The sequence below is a fragment of the Anabaena lutea FACHB-196 genome, from assembly GCF_014698305.1.
GTDB lineage: Bacteria > Cyanobacteriota > Cyanobacteriia > Cyanobacteriales > Nostocaceae > Anabaena > Anabaena lutea.
The window spans coordinates 111,670-128,741 of sequence record NZ_JACJST010000011.1; the positions used below are offsets into that span (position 1 = coordinate 111,670).

Here is a 17,072-nt window from a genome sequence, read left to right on the forward strand (position 1 = left end):
TATCATTGATTTAGGTGTCACTTTCAGACATCTTCTTAGTACCAAATAATTTACCCACTTAATCAAATCTATGAATACCGTACTCAGATCAGTTCTTGCACTGACCTACGACCAACTCAGCATATTTGCTGGTTTAGAAAATTTCTGGAATCTATTCGATACTACATTTGGCACACAATACGACCGTACCGTGGCTGTAACGCTTCGTTCTCAATGGCAAGCTGGTGATTTTAGTCAACTTCCCCAAATTGAGATTCTTGATAGTAGCATTCTTGGTAATGCTAACGGCGCTTATGCGAGTAGCACGAATAAGATTTATTTATCAAATAGCTTTTTAGCAAACGCTACACCAACAGCGGTTAGTGCGGTGCTGTTAGAGGAAATTGGGCATTATGTGGATGCTCATATTAATCAGACGGATAGTGCTGGAGATGAAGGGGCTATTTTTGCTGAGTTAGTACAGGGTAACAGTCTGGATACAGAGACTTTACAGACTTTGAAAGCTGAGGATGATCACGCTACGATTACGGTGGATGGACAAGTAGTTGCTGTTGAGCAGAATTCGGGAACTATAGCCTTTAGTGCAGCAACCTACAGCGTTAATGAAAATGGTACACCTGTAACTGCTGTTACCGTAACTCGTACCGGGGGAAGTATTGGAATAGTCAGTGCAACCCTTAACCTAACAAATGGTACTGCTAGTGCACCTTTTGACTATCAAAATACCCCAATTACCGTTAATTTTGCCAATGGAGAAACCACAAAAACCGTTAATTTTAGTCAGGTAAGTCAAGGATTATCTTTTGATGGAGTTAATGATTATGTCAATGTCGGTGCAAAATCAAGTTTAGAAGTTTCTAATGCGATAACGATTGAAGCATGGATTAATCCTACAGGTGGTGGAAGCGAAATTCTGGCAGGTGGAATTATTGTTAACAAGGAAGGAGAATATGAAGTTGCCCGTTTTTCCGATGGTACTATTCAATGGGCATTTGCTAATGATAACCCAAGCTGGACATTTATTAATACAAATTATGTTGCTCCCTTAAATCAATGGACTCATATTGCTGTAAGTTATGATTTAGGAGTAATTAAAACCTATGCTAACGGGGTTTTAGTCCATACCTATAATGGTTCAGGAAATTTAGGAGATATTCACGTTAATCAAGATGATTTTCGGATTGGTGGGAGACAGGAAGAGAGCCAATTCTTCCAAGGCTCAATTGATGATGTTCGTATTTGGAATAGAGCTAGAACTCAAGCAGAAATCCAAGCTAATTTGAATAAGGAACTAACAGGTGCTGAGAGTGGATTAGTTGGCTATTGGAATTTTAATTCTATTAAAGGTAATACAGTTGATGACTTAACCAGTAATCAGAATGATGGCACAATAATCGAGGCTCAAACTACCACAGGATTTGGTGCTATTGCTGGGACAATTCCTATCATTAATGACAACCTAATAGAAGGTAATGAAACAGTTAACTTAACCCTAACTAACCCCACTAATGGGGCTACAATAGGAACGCAAAATCAAGCAAAGCTGACCATAGTAGATAACGATATCCCCAACATCGGTAACTGGAAAACAGTGACGAATGGGGGATTTGAAACAGGGGATTTAAATGGTTGGTCTAATACCTCTGGGGAAAATTTATGGACGATAACAAGCGATCGCTCCATTTCTGGTAATTTTAGTGCTAAGGCAATTACAAATACTGCTTTCAATGGTCCTGGATATGCTTTGCAAAGAACAGTTACAGGATTGATAGCAGGAGAAAAGTATGTGTTAAGTGGTTTTATTTACACAGGGGGGCTAACAAGCGGAAATACTTATCTCGATTTAAACGATATCGCTAACGATCCAAACGTTGGTGCTGGTGACAGTTCTCAGACTTCACTCAATATCCAGTATAATCTGTTCTTAACTTTCTTAAATGGTATTGATCAATGGCAATTTGTTTGGAAAGAATTTGTTGCGCCTTCTAACCAGGTTACAGTCAGATTGGTACGAGATGGCGAAGTTAAAGCAGGAGAATCTGCCTACATTGATGACGTAGCAATTACACCTATTAGCCAATTTATTCCTCTTATTTCATCAGGGGTTTTAGCTTTTAGTAACACAACTTATAGTCTTAAGGAAGATGGCACTGCGATCGCCTCGGTGACAGTTAATCGCACTGGAGGAAGTAATGGGGCTGTAAGTGCCAGAATTAACTTTAAAGATGGAACAGCGAAAGCAACAAGCGACTACAATAATACTCCTATTACCGTGAATTTTGCCGATGGAGAAATCAGTAAAACCATCACTATTCCCATCGTTAATGACACGACACCAGAACTAGATGAAACCCTCCAATTAACCTTAACTAACCCAACCGGAGGGGCAACTATTGGACAACAAAATTCTGCAAGTCTGACTATCATTGATAATGATGCTACTTTGTTAATTACCGGACTTCCTCAAGGTTCATCAGGAAGTAATAAAGGTCAAACAACAATCGTTATTTCAGGACAGAATTTTGCACCCAACGACCAAATTAGCTTAATTTCTCCTACTGGGACACCAACCACTGCTAGTAAAGTTTATTGGGTGAATGAAACCGAAGCTTGGGCAACTTTTAACTTACAGGGATTAGCTACTGGAAAATATGATGTTAAAGTTACCAATGGACAAAATAGTTCTGTTGTTAACGATATTTTCACAGTTACAAATGGTGCAGTAGGCAATATTCAAACTCAGTTGAGTTATCCAGCAAATGGTGTAGTTACAGTTAAATATACCAATGTCGGACAAACAGATGTCGTTGCACCTTTATTCAGAATTACTCCTACAAATGCCCAGGTAACATATCCTGAAGAAAATACCGTTAGTGCTACTCTCCGTCAACTGCTGAACTTATATTTAGGAACAAGTGAAAATGGACCATCAGGAATTTTAGCCCCTGGTGAAAGTGGGGAATTTTCCTTTGCTTATACTCCCAACGGTAATGGTTTAATTAACTTTGCTGTTACCCAAGTTCAACCCAATGAAGTAATTAATTGGGCAAGTATTAAAACCGAAACCCGCGCAGATTATAGTTTTATTGATAATGCGGCTTGGGATGCAATTTGGAGTAATTTAACAGCTAATTTAGGCACAACTGCGGGACAGTTTCAAACTGTCATGACGGAAAATGCAAATTATTTAAGTCAACTGGGACAGGAAACCAGTGATTTAACTCGGTTATTTGCCTTTGAATGGAAACAAGCAGTTAATACTCTTACTAATGTTAGCTTAATCAGCACTACAGATGTAGTTGATGCTGCACCTGGACTATCTTTAACCTTTAATCGCACCTTCTATCAATCTATTGCTGAACGCTACAATTTAGGCAGTTTAGGACGGGGTTGGGCAAGTCAGTGGGATTTACGCGCCACAACAGATAGTAAAGGTAATGTTATTATCCGTAGCGTGGGAGATTTACAGCGCGTTTTTGAGAAGCAAACCGACGGTGTTACTTACCTTGAAGATGGTGGTGCAACTTTAACAATTACCAATGGTCAGTATCGCTTAAAAGAAGCTAATGGTTTAATCTCATTATTTGGGACTGATGGCAAACTCAGCTACGTTCAAGATACCAACGGCAATAAAATTACCCTGCAATATACCAATAATCGCCTGACTAAGTTAGTTCACACTAATGGCGATAGTTTAACCTTAGCTTACAATGCCCAAGGGCGGATTAGCCAGATTACCGACTCTACAGGACAAATTACCAGCTATAGTTATAATGCCTCTGGGGAAAACCTCCTATCTGTCACCAGTCCTGATGGAACGACAACCTATACCTACGATACAGGTACAGTAGCAGCGAAAAAACATTCTTTGTTATCGGTAAAATCGGATTTAGGCTATCAGCGTACTTTTGAATATGATAACCAAGGTCGTCTAACTAAAGAGTTTAGCAACGGACAAACCCAAACCCTGACCTACAGTTATGATAATAGTACAGGCGGTGTCACGATTACCGATAGTACAGGTGCGTCTCAAACTATCCTACTGGATGACCGAGGAAATGGTGGACAAATTCGCGGCGTTAATAATCAAAATCTGATTTTCAGCTATGATGCGGATGGTAATTTGATTGGTGCAACCCTGCCTAATGGTAGTGAAACTGGTTACACTTACGATACAAATGGAAATTTAACCCAGCAAACAAATTTACTCAGTCAAGACGTTAAATTTACTTACGATGCCATCTTTAATCAACTGACTGGGTTTATAGATCCAAAAGGTAATGGCGTTAATTATACCTACGATACCAAAGGCAATCTCACTAAAATCACATATCCCGATGGCAGTTTTGAACAGTTTAGCGTTGATGCTTTGGGAAATATCACCAGTGCTATCAACCGTCGCGGTAATACCATTGGATATACTTACAACACCAGTGGACTGCTAACCAAGAAACAATACGCTGATGGTTCTAGCGTTAGCTATGGCTATGACACCAAGGGAAATCTTACCAGTGTCACCGATGCCACCGGAACTATTACCATGCAGTATGATAGTGCAAATCAGCTTACTAAAATAACCTATCCTACGGGACGTTCTTTGACCTATACCTACAACGCTGATGGTCAACGGACTAAACTTGTCTCTCAAGATGGTTATACAGTTAACTACACCTATGACACCGTTGGACGCTTAAAAACTTTAACCAATGGAACATCACAAAGCATTATCAGCTATGACTATGATAATGCGGGTCGTCTGATTAAAGAAACCAACGGTAACGGGACTTATACGACCTATCAATACGACCAACAAAGTCAGTTAACTCAGTTAATTAACTATAAGGCGAATAATACCGTTAACTCTAAGTTTGAGTATACCTACGATAACTTAGGTCGGCGTACTAGCATGACCACATTGGAAGGAACTTTTCAATATGGTTATGATGCAACGGGACAATTAATATCTGTGGTTACGCCAACAAATCGTACCATTAACTATCAATATGATGCGGCGGGAAATCGTATTGGTGTGACGGATAACGGGACGACTACCAACTACAACACCAATAATCTCAATCAATATACCAATGTCGGTAATGCTGTCTATACCTACGATACAGATGGGAATGTTATCAGCAAAACCGAAGGAGGACAGACTTCAACTTATACTTATGATGTTGAAAATCGTCTGACTAAAGTTGTCAATGCTCAAGGAACTTGGGAATATCAATATGATGGTTTAGGAAACCGCGTTGCGACTATTTTCAATGGTCAAAAGACGGAATATTTACTTGATCCTTTTGGGTTAGGGGATATTGTCGGAGAATATAACGGTAGCACCTTAGTTGCTAACTACACTCACGGGATTGGTTTAGTGAGTCGGGTAAATGGTAGCAATAGTAATTATTATGATGCGGATGCTTTGGGTTCAACTATTGGGTTAACAGCAACGGATGGGAGTTATGTTAACCGTTACAGTTATTTACCCTTTGGAGAAGATTTAACTAAGGTTGAAGGTGTTGCCAATCCCTTTGAGTATGTGGGTCAATGGGGGGTGATGGATGAGGGCAATGGACTCGATTTCATGCGAGCAAGGTTTTATGATAGTGGGTTGGGACGGTTTACGGCGGTTGATCCGATTGGGTTTAATGGTGGGGATACGAATTTTTACAGGTATGTAAGTAATAATCCACTGATATATTTTGACCCCGCAGGAGAAAACGCGGCAATTATTGCTGCTGCTATAAGTGCGGTAGGAGCTATAGCAGTAGCAATAATCAATAATCTGTCTAGACCTTCTAGCAATGGTGGAACCGGGAGTAATAATAATGGCGGAACCGGGAATAATAATGGCGGAACTGTAATTAATAATAATGGTGGAACTGTAATTATTAATAATGGTGGAGTGATTAACAATTACGGTGGAACAGTAATACCAACTCCAAATCCTAAACCTAATCCTCCTAATCCTACACCACCACCAGGCGTAGGAAAGGGTGGAGGCACTGGTGGAAATAAACCCGGTTCAGGACCGGGTGGTAGTGGTGGAGGCACTGGCGGTGGAAAGGGTGGAGGTGCTGGCGGTGGAAAGGGTGGAGGAAAGGGTGGCTCAAATGGCGACCCCCACCTAGAAACCTTCGACGGCATTAAATACGACTTCCAAGGAGCAGGAGAATATACCTTCGTCAAATCCACAACAGACGACTTTGAAATTCAAACCCGACAACAACCTTGGAACGGTAGCACTACAGTTACGGTTAATACCGCCATTGCGATTAAAGCTGGTGGACAACGTATCGCTTTGTATTTGAATGATGCAAACCCCTTAAAAATTAACGGTACTGCCATAACCCTTCCCAACGCTGAACTTTATGCAGTCGGACAAAACTTCATTACCCGTTCAGGTAATGAATACAACATTTTTACAGCTAATGGCGATCAAATTCAGGTAACAATGTATGGCAATACTTACATTAATATCAGTCTTGGTCTTGCTGATAACCGCAAAGGTAAAGTAGTCGGACTTTTAGGCAACTATAACGGAACTCCTAACGATGACTTTGCTCTCCGTAACGGTACTGTCATCGGTGGCACAATTACAGATCAACGACTCTACGGTGATTATGATGACAGTTGGCGGATTACTCAAGCAAATTCCCTCTTTGACTACACTTCAGGGCAAAGTACCACGACCTTTACCGACCTCAACTTCCCACCCAGTGCTATTACTCTAACCGCCCAACAACGCGCCGATGCTGAACAGATTGCCCGAAATGCAGGAATTACAGATCCAAATCTGCTGGAAAATGCCATTGTTGATATTGCCCTTACCAATGGCGCACCCGAATTTATTCAGGGTTACGTTAACTTACAACTCCAATCATCTAACACCCTGACGAACCCCGATGGTTTGGGAACTCAACACTATTTAACTGCCAATGCAGTCATTCCCTACACTATCCGCTTTGCTAACACCGCAGCAGCCGGAACTACTCCAGTTGCTCAAGTTACCATCACTCAAACCCTCGACACTGACCTAGACCTCAACACCTTTACCTTACAAGACTTTGGTTTTGGGGATATTACCCTTGATGTTCCCAACGGCGTACAAAATTACAGTCAACGCCTTGACCTGCGTAGTACCAGAGGTGTGTTTGTCGATGTCAATGCGGGACTAAACACTACCACAAGAGTCGTCACTTGGACATTTACTGCCATTAACCCCACCACAGGCAACGCCGCTAATAGTGCGACTCAGGGCTTTTTACCTCCCAATGATCAAAACGGGGCAGGAAGTGGTTTTGTAGGTTATAGCGTTCAACCTAAAGCCAACTCCGCTAATAATACTCGCGTTGATGCCCAAGCCAGCATTACCTTTAACAGCCAAACGCCTATTCAAACCATTGCCGTCTTTAATACCCTAGATAGTAATGCACCGACCAGTCAAGTAACTGCCTTACCTGCCAACAGTAACGCTAACTTTACCGTATCTTGGACAGGTTCAGATAACGGCAGTGGCATTGCCTCCTACGATATTTATGTGGCTACCGATGGCGGTCAATATGTGCTGTGGAAAGATGATATTACAGCTACTTCTGCTACTTATAACGGTCTAGCAGGTAAAACATACAGGTTCTATAGCGTCGCTACCGACAACTTAGGTTTAACTGAAATAGCGCCAACTCTAGCTGATGCTACAACCACTATCGGTACTATCCAACCTGTTATCAATCTGAGTGCTAATCAAACCATAGTGGAAGGCTTCACGAGTCCCCAAAATGTTGCTTATATTGTGAGTCTGTCTAATTCTAGTACCCAAACGATTACAGTCCAGTATCTCACTAGCAATGGAACCGCTCAAGCTGGATCAGACTATACCAGCACAAGAGGAACTCTCACCTTTAACCCAGGTGTCACCAGTCAGGTGATTAATATTCCCATCCTCAACGATTCTGTCAATGAGGCAAATGAAACCTTTACCCTGACTCTCAGCAACTCTACAAATGCCACGTTGGGAACATCAAAAACTGCTACCACAACTATTACTGATACCCTCACTGCATTTGTTACCACTACCCTACCAGCCAATGTGGAAAACCTAATACTCACAGGTAATGCAGCCATCAACGGAACTGGAAATAGCCTGAACAATACGATTACAGGGAATGGTGCGAATAACATCCTTAATGGTGGTGCAGGTATTGACATCTTAATTGGTGGGTTAGGCAATGACATTTACATTGTTGACAGTACAACTGATACGATTACCGAACTAGCTTCACAAGGAACAGACACAGTTCAATCCTCCATTAGCTACACCTTGGGGACAAACGTTGAAAATCTAACACTCACAGGTAGTGCAGCCATCAACGGAACTGGAAATAGCCTGAACAATACGATTACAGGGAATGGTGCGAATAACATCCTTAATGGTGGTGCAGGTATTGACATCTTAATTGGTGGGTTAGGCAATGACATTTACATTGTTGACAGTACAACTGATACGATTACCGAACTAGCTTCACAAGGAACAGACACAGTTCAATCCTCCATTAGCTACACCTTGGGGACAAACGTTGAAAATCTAACACTCACAGGTAGTACAGCTATCAACGGAACTGGAAATAGCCTCAAGAATATCATCAGAGGAAATGGTGCGAACAACATCCTCAATGGTGGTGCTGGAAATGACCTACTGCAAGGGTTAGGAGGAAATGATACTCTCTGGGGGGGATTGGGTGATGATGTTCTCACCGGAGGAGTTGGTGCTGATCAATTTCGCTTCCAAGGTAGTGGAGTTTTTAATGCTAATTTAGGTGTTGATTACATTACCGATTTTGCAGTTGGACAGGACAAGATTGCTTTGAGTAAAGCTACATTTAATGCTATTACTAATGCGGTCGGACAGGCGTTAACCAATTTTGCGGTGGTTGCAAATGATGGGTTAGTAGATGCTAGTACTGCCCGCATTGTTTATAGTCAAGAAACTGGCAGTATTTTCTATAACCAAAATGCTAATGTTTTGAATGCAGCGGCAGTGTTTGAGTTTGCTTATTTAGGTAATCCTGATATCACTCTCAGTAGCAGTGATTTTGTTTTGATTGCTTAGTGCTTTCGTTGGATGATAGAAAAGGTGGGCAATGCCCACCCTACATTATTTTTGGGGTGAATTTTTGAGCATTTCTAATGCTTCATCACACCAATCTATCCACTCTAATTCGTAGCGAATACCTGCTTTTAACACTAAATGTCTTAACTTTTGTGGGTGAGTTAATGCTTCTTTTTGCGGAAAATGTTCTTGCTCAATTTCTCGGTATTTAGACAATTTTTCTAGATGTAATCGGCGACGATGTTCTACATCTTCGATGAGAATGTTAACGGATACTAAACTACCAGAAAATATTTTTACTAATATGTCTTCTCTAATCACATCAGGTTCACTAGGTTTTTTCATCCACTCCACTAAATGTTGCTTTCCTAGTTCTGTGATTGAGTAGATTTTTTTATCCAAACGACCTTCACGGGGAATGATCTCGGAAACAATGAAACCTTGTGTTTCGAGTTTGCCTAATTCCCTGTAAATTTGCTGTTGTGAAGCGTGCCAAAAATAACCCACTGATTCGCTAAAAACCTTGGAAAGGTCATAACCGCTGTGAGGTGCTTCGATTAAACAAGTCAAAATTGCTTGCGGCAAACCCATAAATAAAAAATTACTTGGCTACTTGACAGATATTTATTTAAGGTTACACTATAATTTGTATACAACAAATTGAATAAAACTAGTATATCTAAATAGTTGTGTACAGCAAGTTTAATTGCTGAACCTCAGGTAGTTACATCTATGCAAAATCTTGACCCCAACCAAGCAAGAATTCCTAAGTTTTCAACTCCGCTAATTGCAACGGTGGTAGTTTTAGCTTTGACAAGTGTTGCAGGGTCGTTATACTTTTTATCTAGTGATAATCCTGCTGAAAAAGCTACCTTAGCGGCTGATAATCGCCCTGTAATCAAGGCAATTACGGCTTTAGGACGAATCGATCCCCAAGGGGAAGTGATTCAATTATCGGTGTCTCAGATGGCTGGTAGTAACCGTGTAGCGCAACTTTTAGTTAAAGAAGGCGATCGCATTCAAAAAGGACAAATGATTGCTATTCTAGATAGTAGCGATCGCAGACTGGCTGCACTCAACCAAGCCAAACAACAGGTGAAAGTAGCAGAATCGCGTTTAGCACAGGTAAAAGCTGGTGCAAAACAGGGAGAAATTGAAGCACAAAAAGCCACAATTACCGAATTAGAAGCACTATTGCGTCAAGAAAGTGCTGCTAGAATTGCCACTGTGAAACGCTTAGAAGCAGAAGTTAAAAATGCCGAACTTGAATATCAGCGTTATCAATCTTTGCAATCTGAAGGTGCAGTTTCCGCTTCTATTCGTGATACTAAAAAGTTGACTTTAGAAACAGCACAAGCGAGTTTGCGGGAAGCCATTGCAAATCAGTCCCAGACATCAGAAACGTTGAGAGAAAAACTCAAACAAGCCAAAGCAACTTTAAACAGAATTGCCGAAATTCGTCCTACTGATTTACAAGCTGCAATTGCCGAAATTGAAAGTGCAGAAGCATCAGTAAAAGAAGCAGAGGCAGATTTAAATTTAACTTATGTGCGTTCTCCTAAAGATGGACAAATTCTGAAAATTCATTCTTGGACAGGTGAAGTAGTTACCGATAAAGGTATTGTCGAAATCGGTGAAACTAATCAAATGTATGTAGTTGCAGAAGTTTATGAAAATGATATTAATAAAGTTAAATTAGGACAAGAAGCCACTATTAATCAACTCAACTTACCTGGAACACTCAAAGGAAAGGTTGATTATATCGGCTTATTAATTGCTAAAAAAGATGTCCTCAACACTGATCCTGCGGCTGATATTGATGCACGAGTTGTAGAAGTAAAAATACGTCTTAATCCTGAATCTAGTCAGCGAGTGACTGGTTTGACTAATTCTAAAGTGAAGGTGGCAATTTCTTTAAATAAATAATGAATTAAACGCAGATAAACGCAAATAATTTATTTATAATTATGTGGAAACGAAAAATACCTCTTGCGTGGTTACAACTATCACGAGAAAAAGCCCGAATGGGAGTAGCTATTGCGGGAATTGCTTTTGCAGATGTTTTGATGTTTTTGCAACTGGGAATTCGTGAAGCTTTATTTGATGGTGCGGTACAATTACATAATAGTTTAGAAGGGGAAATTGTACTTGTAAGTTCTCGTTATAAAGCTTTAATTTCTCTTGATCAATTTTCTCAAAGAAGATTATATCAAGCATTAGGTTTTACCGGAGTGCAATCAGTTAGTCCGATTTATTTAGATTTTATTCCTTGGAAAAATCCGGATAACCAACAAACTTGGAGAATTTATGCTATCGGTTTTAATCCTGAAGAAAAAGTAGTTAATTTACCCAGTGTACAAGAGAATTTAAACTACCTCAGAGAAGCAGATACAGTTTTATTTGATAGAGGTTCGCGTAAAGAATTTGGAACGATTGTTTCTCAATTTGAAACTAAAAATGGAGTAAGGACAGAATTAAATAATCGTCAGATTAATGTTGTTGGTTTATTCAGGTTAGGAACTTCTTTTGGGGTAAATGGTAATATTATTACGAGTGATGTGAACTTTCTGCGTTTATTAGGGAAAAGACGAGAACGAGGTTTAATTGATTTTGGGGTAATAAAACTAGAACCTGGTGCAGATGTAAATTGGGTAATCGCTAATTTAAAAGCCAATTTACCAAATGATGTCCAAGTTCTCTCTAAACAGGAATTTATGGCTCAGGAAAAAAGCTTTTGGAATACTAGCACACCTGTAGGATTTACATTTACATTAGGTGCAATCATTGGCTTTGTTGTTGGTGCGGTAATTGTTTATCAAATTCTTTATAGTGATGTTTCTGATCATTTACCAGAATACGCAACATTAAAAGCAATAGGTTTCAAAAATAACTATTTACTCGTAGTTGTATTTCAAGAAGCTTTAATTTTAGCAGCTATCGGTTTTATTCCTGGGTTTGCGATTTCTCAGGGTTTATATTTCATGACTCGTCAAGCAACATTGTTACCGATAATAATGACTGTAGATAGAGCCATATTTATCTTTATTCTCACAACTTTGATGTGTTCAATTTCCGCATTAATCGCTATGCAAAAATTACAAGCTGCTGATCCTGCTGACGTTTTTTAAAAGCAGTTAACTAAAACTAAGTGAAAACATCTGTGTTAATCTGCGTTTATCTGTGTTCAATTACTAAACCCTAACTAACATGAAAACTTTACCTGCAATTTCCATTTCTAATGTTAATCACTACTATGGTGAAGGTTCATTAAAAAAACAAATTCTTTTTGATATCAATTTAGAAATCCAACCAGGAGAAATTGTGATAATGACTGGGCCTTCTGGTTCAGGAAAAACCACTTTACTAACTCTGATTGGTAGTTTGCGTTCTTTACAATCAGGAAGTCTAAAAATATTAGGTAAAGAAATTTATGGTGCTAGTAAAGATGCAATGATACAAGTGCGGAGAAATATCGGTTATATTTTTCAAGCACATAACCTTTTGGGTTTTCTCAATGCTCAACAAAATGTGCAAATGCCTTTTGAGAATGATCATACTATTTCTTTTCGAGAAGCACAAGCAAAAGCCGCAGCGATGTTAACAACTGTGGGTTTAGCGGAAAGACTGAATTATTATCCTGATAATCTCTCTGGAGGACAAAAACAACGAGTAGCTATTGCGCGTGCTTTGGTACATCATCCTAAGTTAGTGTTAGCAGATGAACCGACAGCAGCTTTAGATAGTAAATCCGGTAGAGATGTAGTTAATTTAATGCAGCAATTAGCAAAAGAACAAGGTTGTACAATTTTATTAGTTACTCATGATAACCGGATTTTAGATATTGCAGATAGAATTGTAAAAATGGAAGATGGTTATTTGGTAGTGTAGGGGTTTAGCATTGAGAGAATATTTTAAATATATGCCATAAAATATTATAATATAAACACACAATTATTCAATGAGCGAATCTGGAAGATGTCTAACACGCTGTACAATCACGATTTGCAATTATGGATTGAGCAAACGATTCAGCAGTTACAGAATCATGAATTTGGAACGCTAGATATTGAGCATTTGATTGAGGAACTAGTTGATTTGGGTAAATCAGAGAAAAATGCACTCAAAAGCAATATCAAAATTCTATTAGCTCACTTACTCAAATTAAAGATTCAGCATAATGTACCCGATTCAATGAAAGCAAGTTGGTACAGTTCGATTGTAGAACATCGTCAGCGAGTTATCGACAATATCACAGATACCCCATCTCTCAAAACTTTCTTAACAGAAGCTGTGGAAAAAGCCTATCCCGATGCTCGTAAACTGGCAATTAAGGAAGGTAAACTTGCTAAATTTGGGGTTCGTGTACTAGAAGAGAGTGAGTATCCTCTCATGTGTCCTTTTTCGATTGAGCAAATTCTGGATGAAGATTTCTATGGTCTATAGGGTTTCTAAATTAAAGCATGAAATGATTTTTGCACAAAGGTGAGGCAGCGCGGTCAAAGAACAAAACCGCTAAAATAGTACCCTAAAGCAAAATCATGAAAATGGTAATATGACCACAGCCACACCCGTAAAAACAGAATACGAAGCAATTATCGGTTTAGAAACCCATTGTCAACTCAGCACCAACACCAAAATTTTCTCCAACAGTTCCACCGCATTTGGTGCTGATCCCAATACTAACATTGACCCGGTGTGTATGGGTTTACCAGGGGTTTTGCCCGTACTTAACGCCAAAGTGCTAGAATACGCTGTGAAAACTGGTTTAGCGCTAAATTGTCAAATCGCTAGATATAGCAAATTTGACCGTAAACAGTATTTTTATCCTGACTTACCCAAAAATTATCAAATTTCTCAATATGACTTACCCATAGCCGAACATGGTTGGATAGAAATTGAATTAGTAGATGATGCTGGAAACCCTACCCGCAAACGCATTGGTATTACCCGTCTTCACATGGAAGAAGATGCGGGAAAATTGGTACACGCAGGGAGCGATCGCATTTCCGGTTCTACATATTCTCTGGTAGACTATAACCGCGCAGGTGTACCATTGGTGGAAATCGTCTCGGAACCTGATTTGCGTTCTGGACAAGAAGCTGCTGAATATGCCCAAGAATTACGCCGGATTGTGCGCTATCTTGGTGTCAGTGATGGAAATATGCAAGAAGGTTCTCTGCGTTGTGATGTGAATATCTCCGTTCGTCCTGTGGGAAGAAAGGAATTTGGGACGAAGGTAGAAATCAAGAACATGAACTCCTTTAGTGCTATCCAAAAGGCGATAGACTATGAAATTGAGCGCCAAATTGCTGCCAATGAATCAGGAGAAAAGATTGTTCAAGAAACGCGCTTGTGGGAAGAAGGTTCACAACGCACAATTAGTATGCGAGTGAAAGAAGGTTCTAGCGATTATCGTTATTTCCCAGAACCAGATTTAGCACCAATTCAAGTGAGTGAGCAACAATTAGCAACTTGGTTGAGTGAATTACCGGAACTACCAGCGCAAAAACGCCATCATTATGAGAATGAGTTGGGACTTTCGGCTTATGATGCACGAGTCTTGACAGAAGATAGTTCGGTAGCTGATTATTTTGAAAGTGCCATCAAATCTGGTGCAAATCCTAAATCTGCGGCTAACTGGATTACCCAAGACATCGCTGCTTACCTCAACAAGCAAAAACTCACCATTGCAGAAATTGCTTTAACTCCCGCTCACCTTGCAGATGTGATCACTCGCATTGAAACTGGTAAAATTAGTAATGCTCAAGCTAAAGAAAAACTCGCAGATTTACTGAGTGGTGTTTCTCCAGAAAAAGCTTTTGCAGGTCAGGAGTTAATTAGTGATCCTACTATACTAGAACCCATCATTGATGAAGTTCTCGCCGAAAATCCCCAACAGCTAGAAAAGTATCGTGGTGGTAACACTAACCTCAAAGGTTTCTTTGTAGGACAAGTGCTGAAAAAGACTGGTAAACGTGCTGAACCAAAACTGACTAATGAATTGGTGGAAAAGAAACTTAATGCTTAATTGCAGGTTCACTTCAGTAGTGATAATTAAGTTGTTTCCCTGTTAATTCACACAATATCCGTTTAAACGCCAATCATCAGCAATCGCACACCAATATAGAGACGTTGCACACAACGTCTCTATAGTAAATGTTCGCTTAATTACTTATCAAAAAAACTCGACCCGTCTTGAGCGTCTCCCATCTGGAGCGCGGTTCCCTAATTATAAATCTTTAACCAAACAGGATCTCATATCAATTCACTTAATTAAAGCTACAAATGAATCTCCGCATAAAAGCGTAAGAGCGTCGTTCTATTGTTATATCAACCTTAAAGTGAAACGATATCACCCCATATTTTGGCAAAAAACAAAAAAAGGGTATTACCCCTCATCCCTTAAGTGATATACTTTGCTATATAGATGAACCCTGATGATTTGGAGAGCTACCTAAGTGGCTCTCTTTCTTTTAGAAATAATCCAGAAATCACGAATAATTAAATTGGGTAAAAAAATCGCTCTCCTAAGTAGAACTCTTTTCACTACGTGACGCAGACGCGAAAAATTTTGAATTGTTGAAATTTTTTCCTAGTACACAACAGCATCTGCCAACAAACCATTAAAAATTACTGAAACGCTTGTTTAATGTGGTTTTTTAATTTTTAATTTTTAATTTTTAATTTCTAATTCCCAGAAAACAGTACTAGTGATAATTATGAGTATTTTCTCTTCAAAGCAGAAAATGATACCTAATAATCCGGATGAGTCAGCCAGTTCCAGAAGAACTGACACAGATAAAACCATTTTTGGCTTTAGGACAGGGAGATACTTAGATCATGACTATGGCATCTGCGTACTTATTCAAGATTCCTGGGAATCCTACTATTCAAATTAGTCAAGATGAATTGCGATCGCTTCTGACTAACATAGAAGCTGAACTACATCGTAGTCAAGTTTATACTCGTGCGATCGCTAACTTGCAAAAATTGCTTGGCTCATCAGATGAACAAGCCAAACTTTTATTTAAAGCTGTTGGCAGAGAAGCAATTAGTTTAGCATTTAAGCAATTCGCGCGACAGCATCATCTAGATGCAAATATCAATTCACCTACAGATAATACTGAGTCACCCAATGTAGATGTAGAACCATCTAGCAACTTGCCACAAAGTAGCAAAGGTATTAAATTACCCTCAAAATCCGAATTGGTAAATACTACCCAAGAACATTTACCATCAAAACCTCAATCTCATGTAATAGAAAATACAGAAGCCGCAACTCCTCGCCAAAAGCAAAATCCAAGGTGGTCTTGGCCACATCAAAAGCTAGGAAAAATGAGATTAGCTGATCAGATAGCGGCAGAAAAGCGGTTGGAAAGTCTACGTCAAATCGGTCAACAACTCAAGCAAGCCAGGGAGTCACAAGGACTGACTCTGCAAAAACTGCATATTTACACCCATATATCAATTCATCAGATGGAAGCAGTCGAAAATGCTAATTTCGATTTATTACCAGAAGATGTCCTCATTCGTGGTTTTATCCGTGTCATGGGCAATGCTTTGGGAATAAATGGTATAATTTTAGCCGCTTCCTTACCCATGCCCAATCAGGCTAAATCAGTTTTGCCCTCTTGGTATCACGTCAAAAATTCCGTTGGACAATTGGATCTAGAAATCCGTCCCTTACATTTGTATATGGGATATACAGCCCTTGTCGCTGGTGCTGTGGGGGGATTATCATTCATGACTCAACAATCACACAATAAATCCGTCTTAAATTCAGAAATAATTATTCCTACTACTTCATTACTATGTCAGTCAACTCAAAAAACTGAAGCCAATGTTAAGCCCGGTATCAAATCTAGTAGTACTGGTGTCTGTGTGGGATCTGATATTTCTCCACCAGAGGCATTTTAACCATAGCTACTCTGATGCCAAATTAATACCAAGAAAGAAAAATGAT

General features: G+C 39.5%; 8 protein-coding genes. 7 read left to right on the forward strand and 1 reads right to left on the reverse strand.

What is annotated here, in order from left to right; genetic code table 11:
- Window positions 1-70: 70 nt before the first annotated feature.
- Entirely contained in the window at window positions 71-9,109 is a 9,039-nt protein-coding gene (locus tag H6G59_RS27080; RefSeq protein ID WP_199332029.1) for a Calx-beta domain-containing protein, read from the forward strand.
- A gap of 45 nt (window positions 9,110-9,154) precedes the next feature.
- Here the strand turns inward: H6G59_RS27080 and H6G59_RS13625 are convergent, their stop codons facing one another.
- Window positions 9,155-9,700: a PadR family transcriptional regulator gene (locus H6G59_RS13625; RefSeq protein ID WP_190715209.1), complete on the reverse strand. Its 546-nt coding sequence runs from the start codon at window positions 9,698-9,700 to the stop codon at window positions 9,155-9,157.
- Between the two features lie 141 nt (window positions 9,701-9,841).
- On the opposite strand from H6G59_RS13625, the gene H6G59_RS13630 reads away from it, so the two are divergent.
- The 6 genes from H6G59_RS13630 (at window position 9,842) to H6G59_RS13655 (ending at window position 17,026) form a co-directional block, all read left to right on the forward strand.
- Window positions 9,842-11,035: an ABC exporter membrane fusion protein gene (locus H6G59_RS13630; RefSeq protein WP_190715212.1), complete on the forward strand. Its 1,194-nt coding sequence runs from the start codon at window positions 9,842-9,844 to the stop codon at window positions 11,033-11,035.
- A gap of 41 nt (window positions 11,036-11,076) precedes the next feature.
- Complete coding sequence (gene devC / locus H6G59_RS13635) at window positions 11,077-12,237, forward strand: ABC transporter permease DevC (RefSeq protein ID WP_190715214.1); 1,161 nt, start codon at window positions 11,077-11,079, stop codon at window positions 12,235-12,237.
- Window positions 12,238-12,316: 79 nt separating this feature from the next.
- Window positions 12,317-12,997: a DevA family ABC transporter ATP-binding protein gene (locus H6G59_RS13640; protein ID WP_190715216.1), complete on the forward strand. Its 681-nt coding sequence runs from the start codon at window positions 12,317-12,319 to the stop codon at window positions 12,995-12,997.
- Window positions 12,998-13,084: 87 nt separating this feature from the next.
- Entirely contained in the window at window positions 13,085-13,552 is a 468-nt protein-coding gene (locus tag H6G59_RS13645) for a DUF29 domain-containing protein (protein ID WP_190715218.1), read from the forward strand.
- Window positions 13,553-13,661: 109 nt separating this feature from the next.
- Window positions 13,662-15,137 carry an Asp-tRNA(Asn)/Glu-tRNA(Gln) amidotransferase subunit GatB gene (gene gatB, locus H6G59_RS13650; RefSeq protein WP_190715220.1) on the forward strand — a complete coding sequence of 492 codons (1,476 nt, stop codon included), beginning with the start codon at window positions 13,662-13,664 and terminating at the stop codon, window positions 15,135-15,137.
- A gap of 812 nt (window positions 15,138-15,949) precedes the next feature.
- A complete protein-coding gene (locus H6G59_RS13655; protein WP_190715222.1) occupies window positions 15,950-17,026 on the forward strand; it encodes a helix-turn-helix domain-containing protein in 1,077 nt (358 codons plus the stop codon).
- Window positions 17,027-17,072: the final 46 nt, after the last annotated feature.

What these genes read in the sequence shown, in the direction of transcription:
- H6G59_RS27080 (WP_199332029.1), top strand. Translation starts at nt 71, where the DNA reads ATGAATACCGTACTCAGATCAGTTCTTGCACTGACCTACGACCAACTC.
- H6G59_RS13625 (WP_190715209.1), bottom strand. Translation starts at nt 9,700, where the DNA reads ATGGGTTTGCCGCAAGCAATTTTGACTTGTTTAATCGAAGCACCTCAC.
- H6G59_RS13630 (WP_190715212.1), top strand. Translation starts at nt 9,842, where the DNA reads ATGCAAAATCTTGACCCCAACCAAGCAAGAATTCCTAAGTTTTCAACT.
- devC (WP_190715214.1), top strand. Translation starts at nt 11,077, where the DNA reads ATGTGGAAACGAAAAATACCTCTTGCGTGGTTACAACTATCACGAGAA.
- H6G59_RS13640 (WP_190715216.1), top strand. Translation starts at nt 12,317, where the DNA reads ATGAAAACTTTACCTGCAATTTCCATTTCTAATGTTAATCACTACTAT.
- H6G59_RS13645 (WP_190715218.1), top strand. Translation starts at nt 13,085, where the DNA reads ATGTCTAACACGCTGTACAATCACGATTTGCAATTATGGATTGAGCAA.
- gatB (WP_190715220.1), top strand. Translation starts at nt 13,662, where the DNA reads ATGACCACAGCCACACCCGTAAAAACAGAATACGAAGCAATTATCGGT.
- H6G59_RS13655 (WP_190715222.1), top strand. Translation starts at nt 15,950, where the DNA reads ATGACTATGGCATCTGCGTACTTATTCAAGATTCCTGGGAATCCTACT.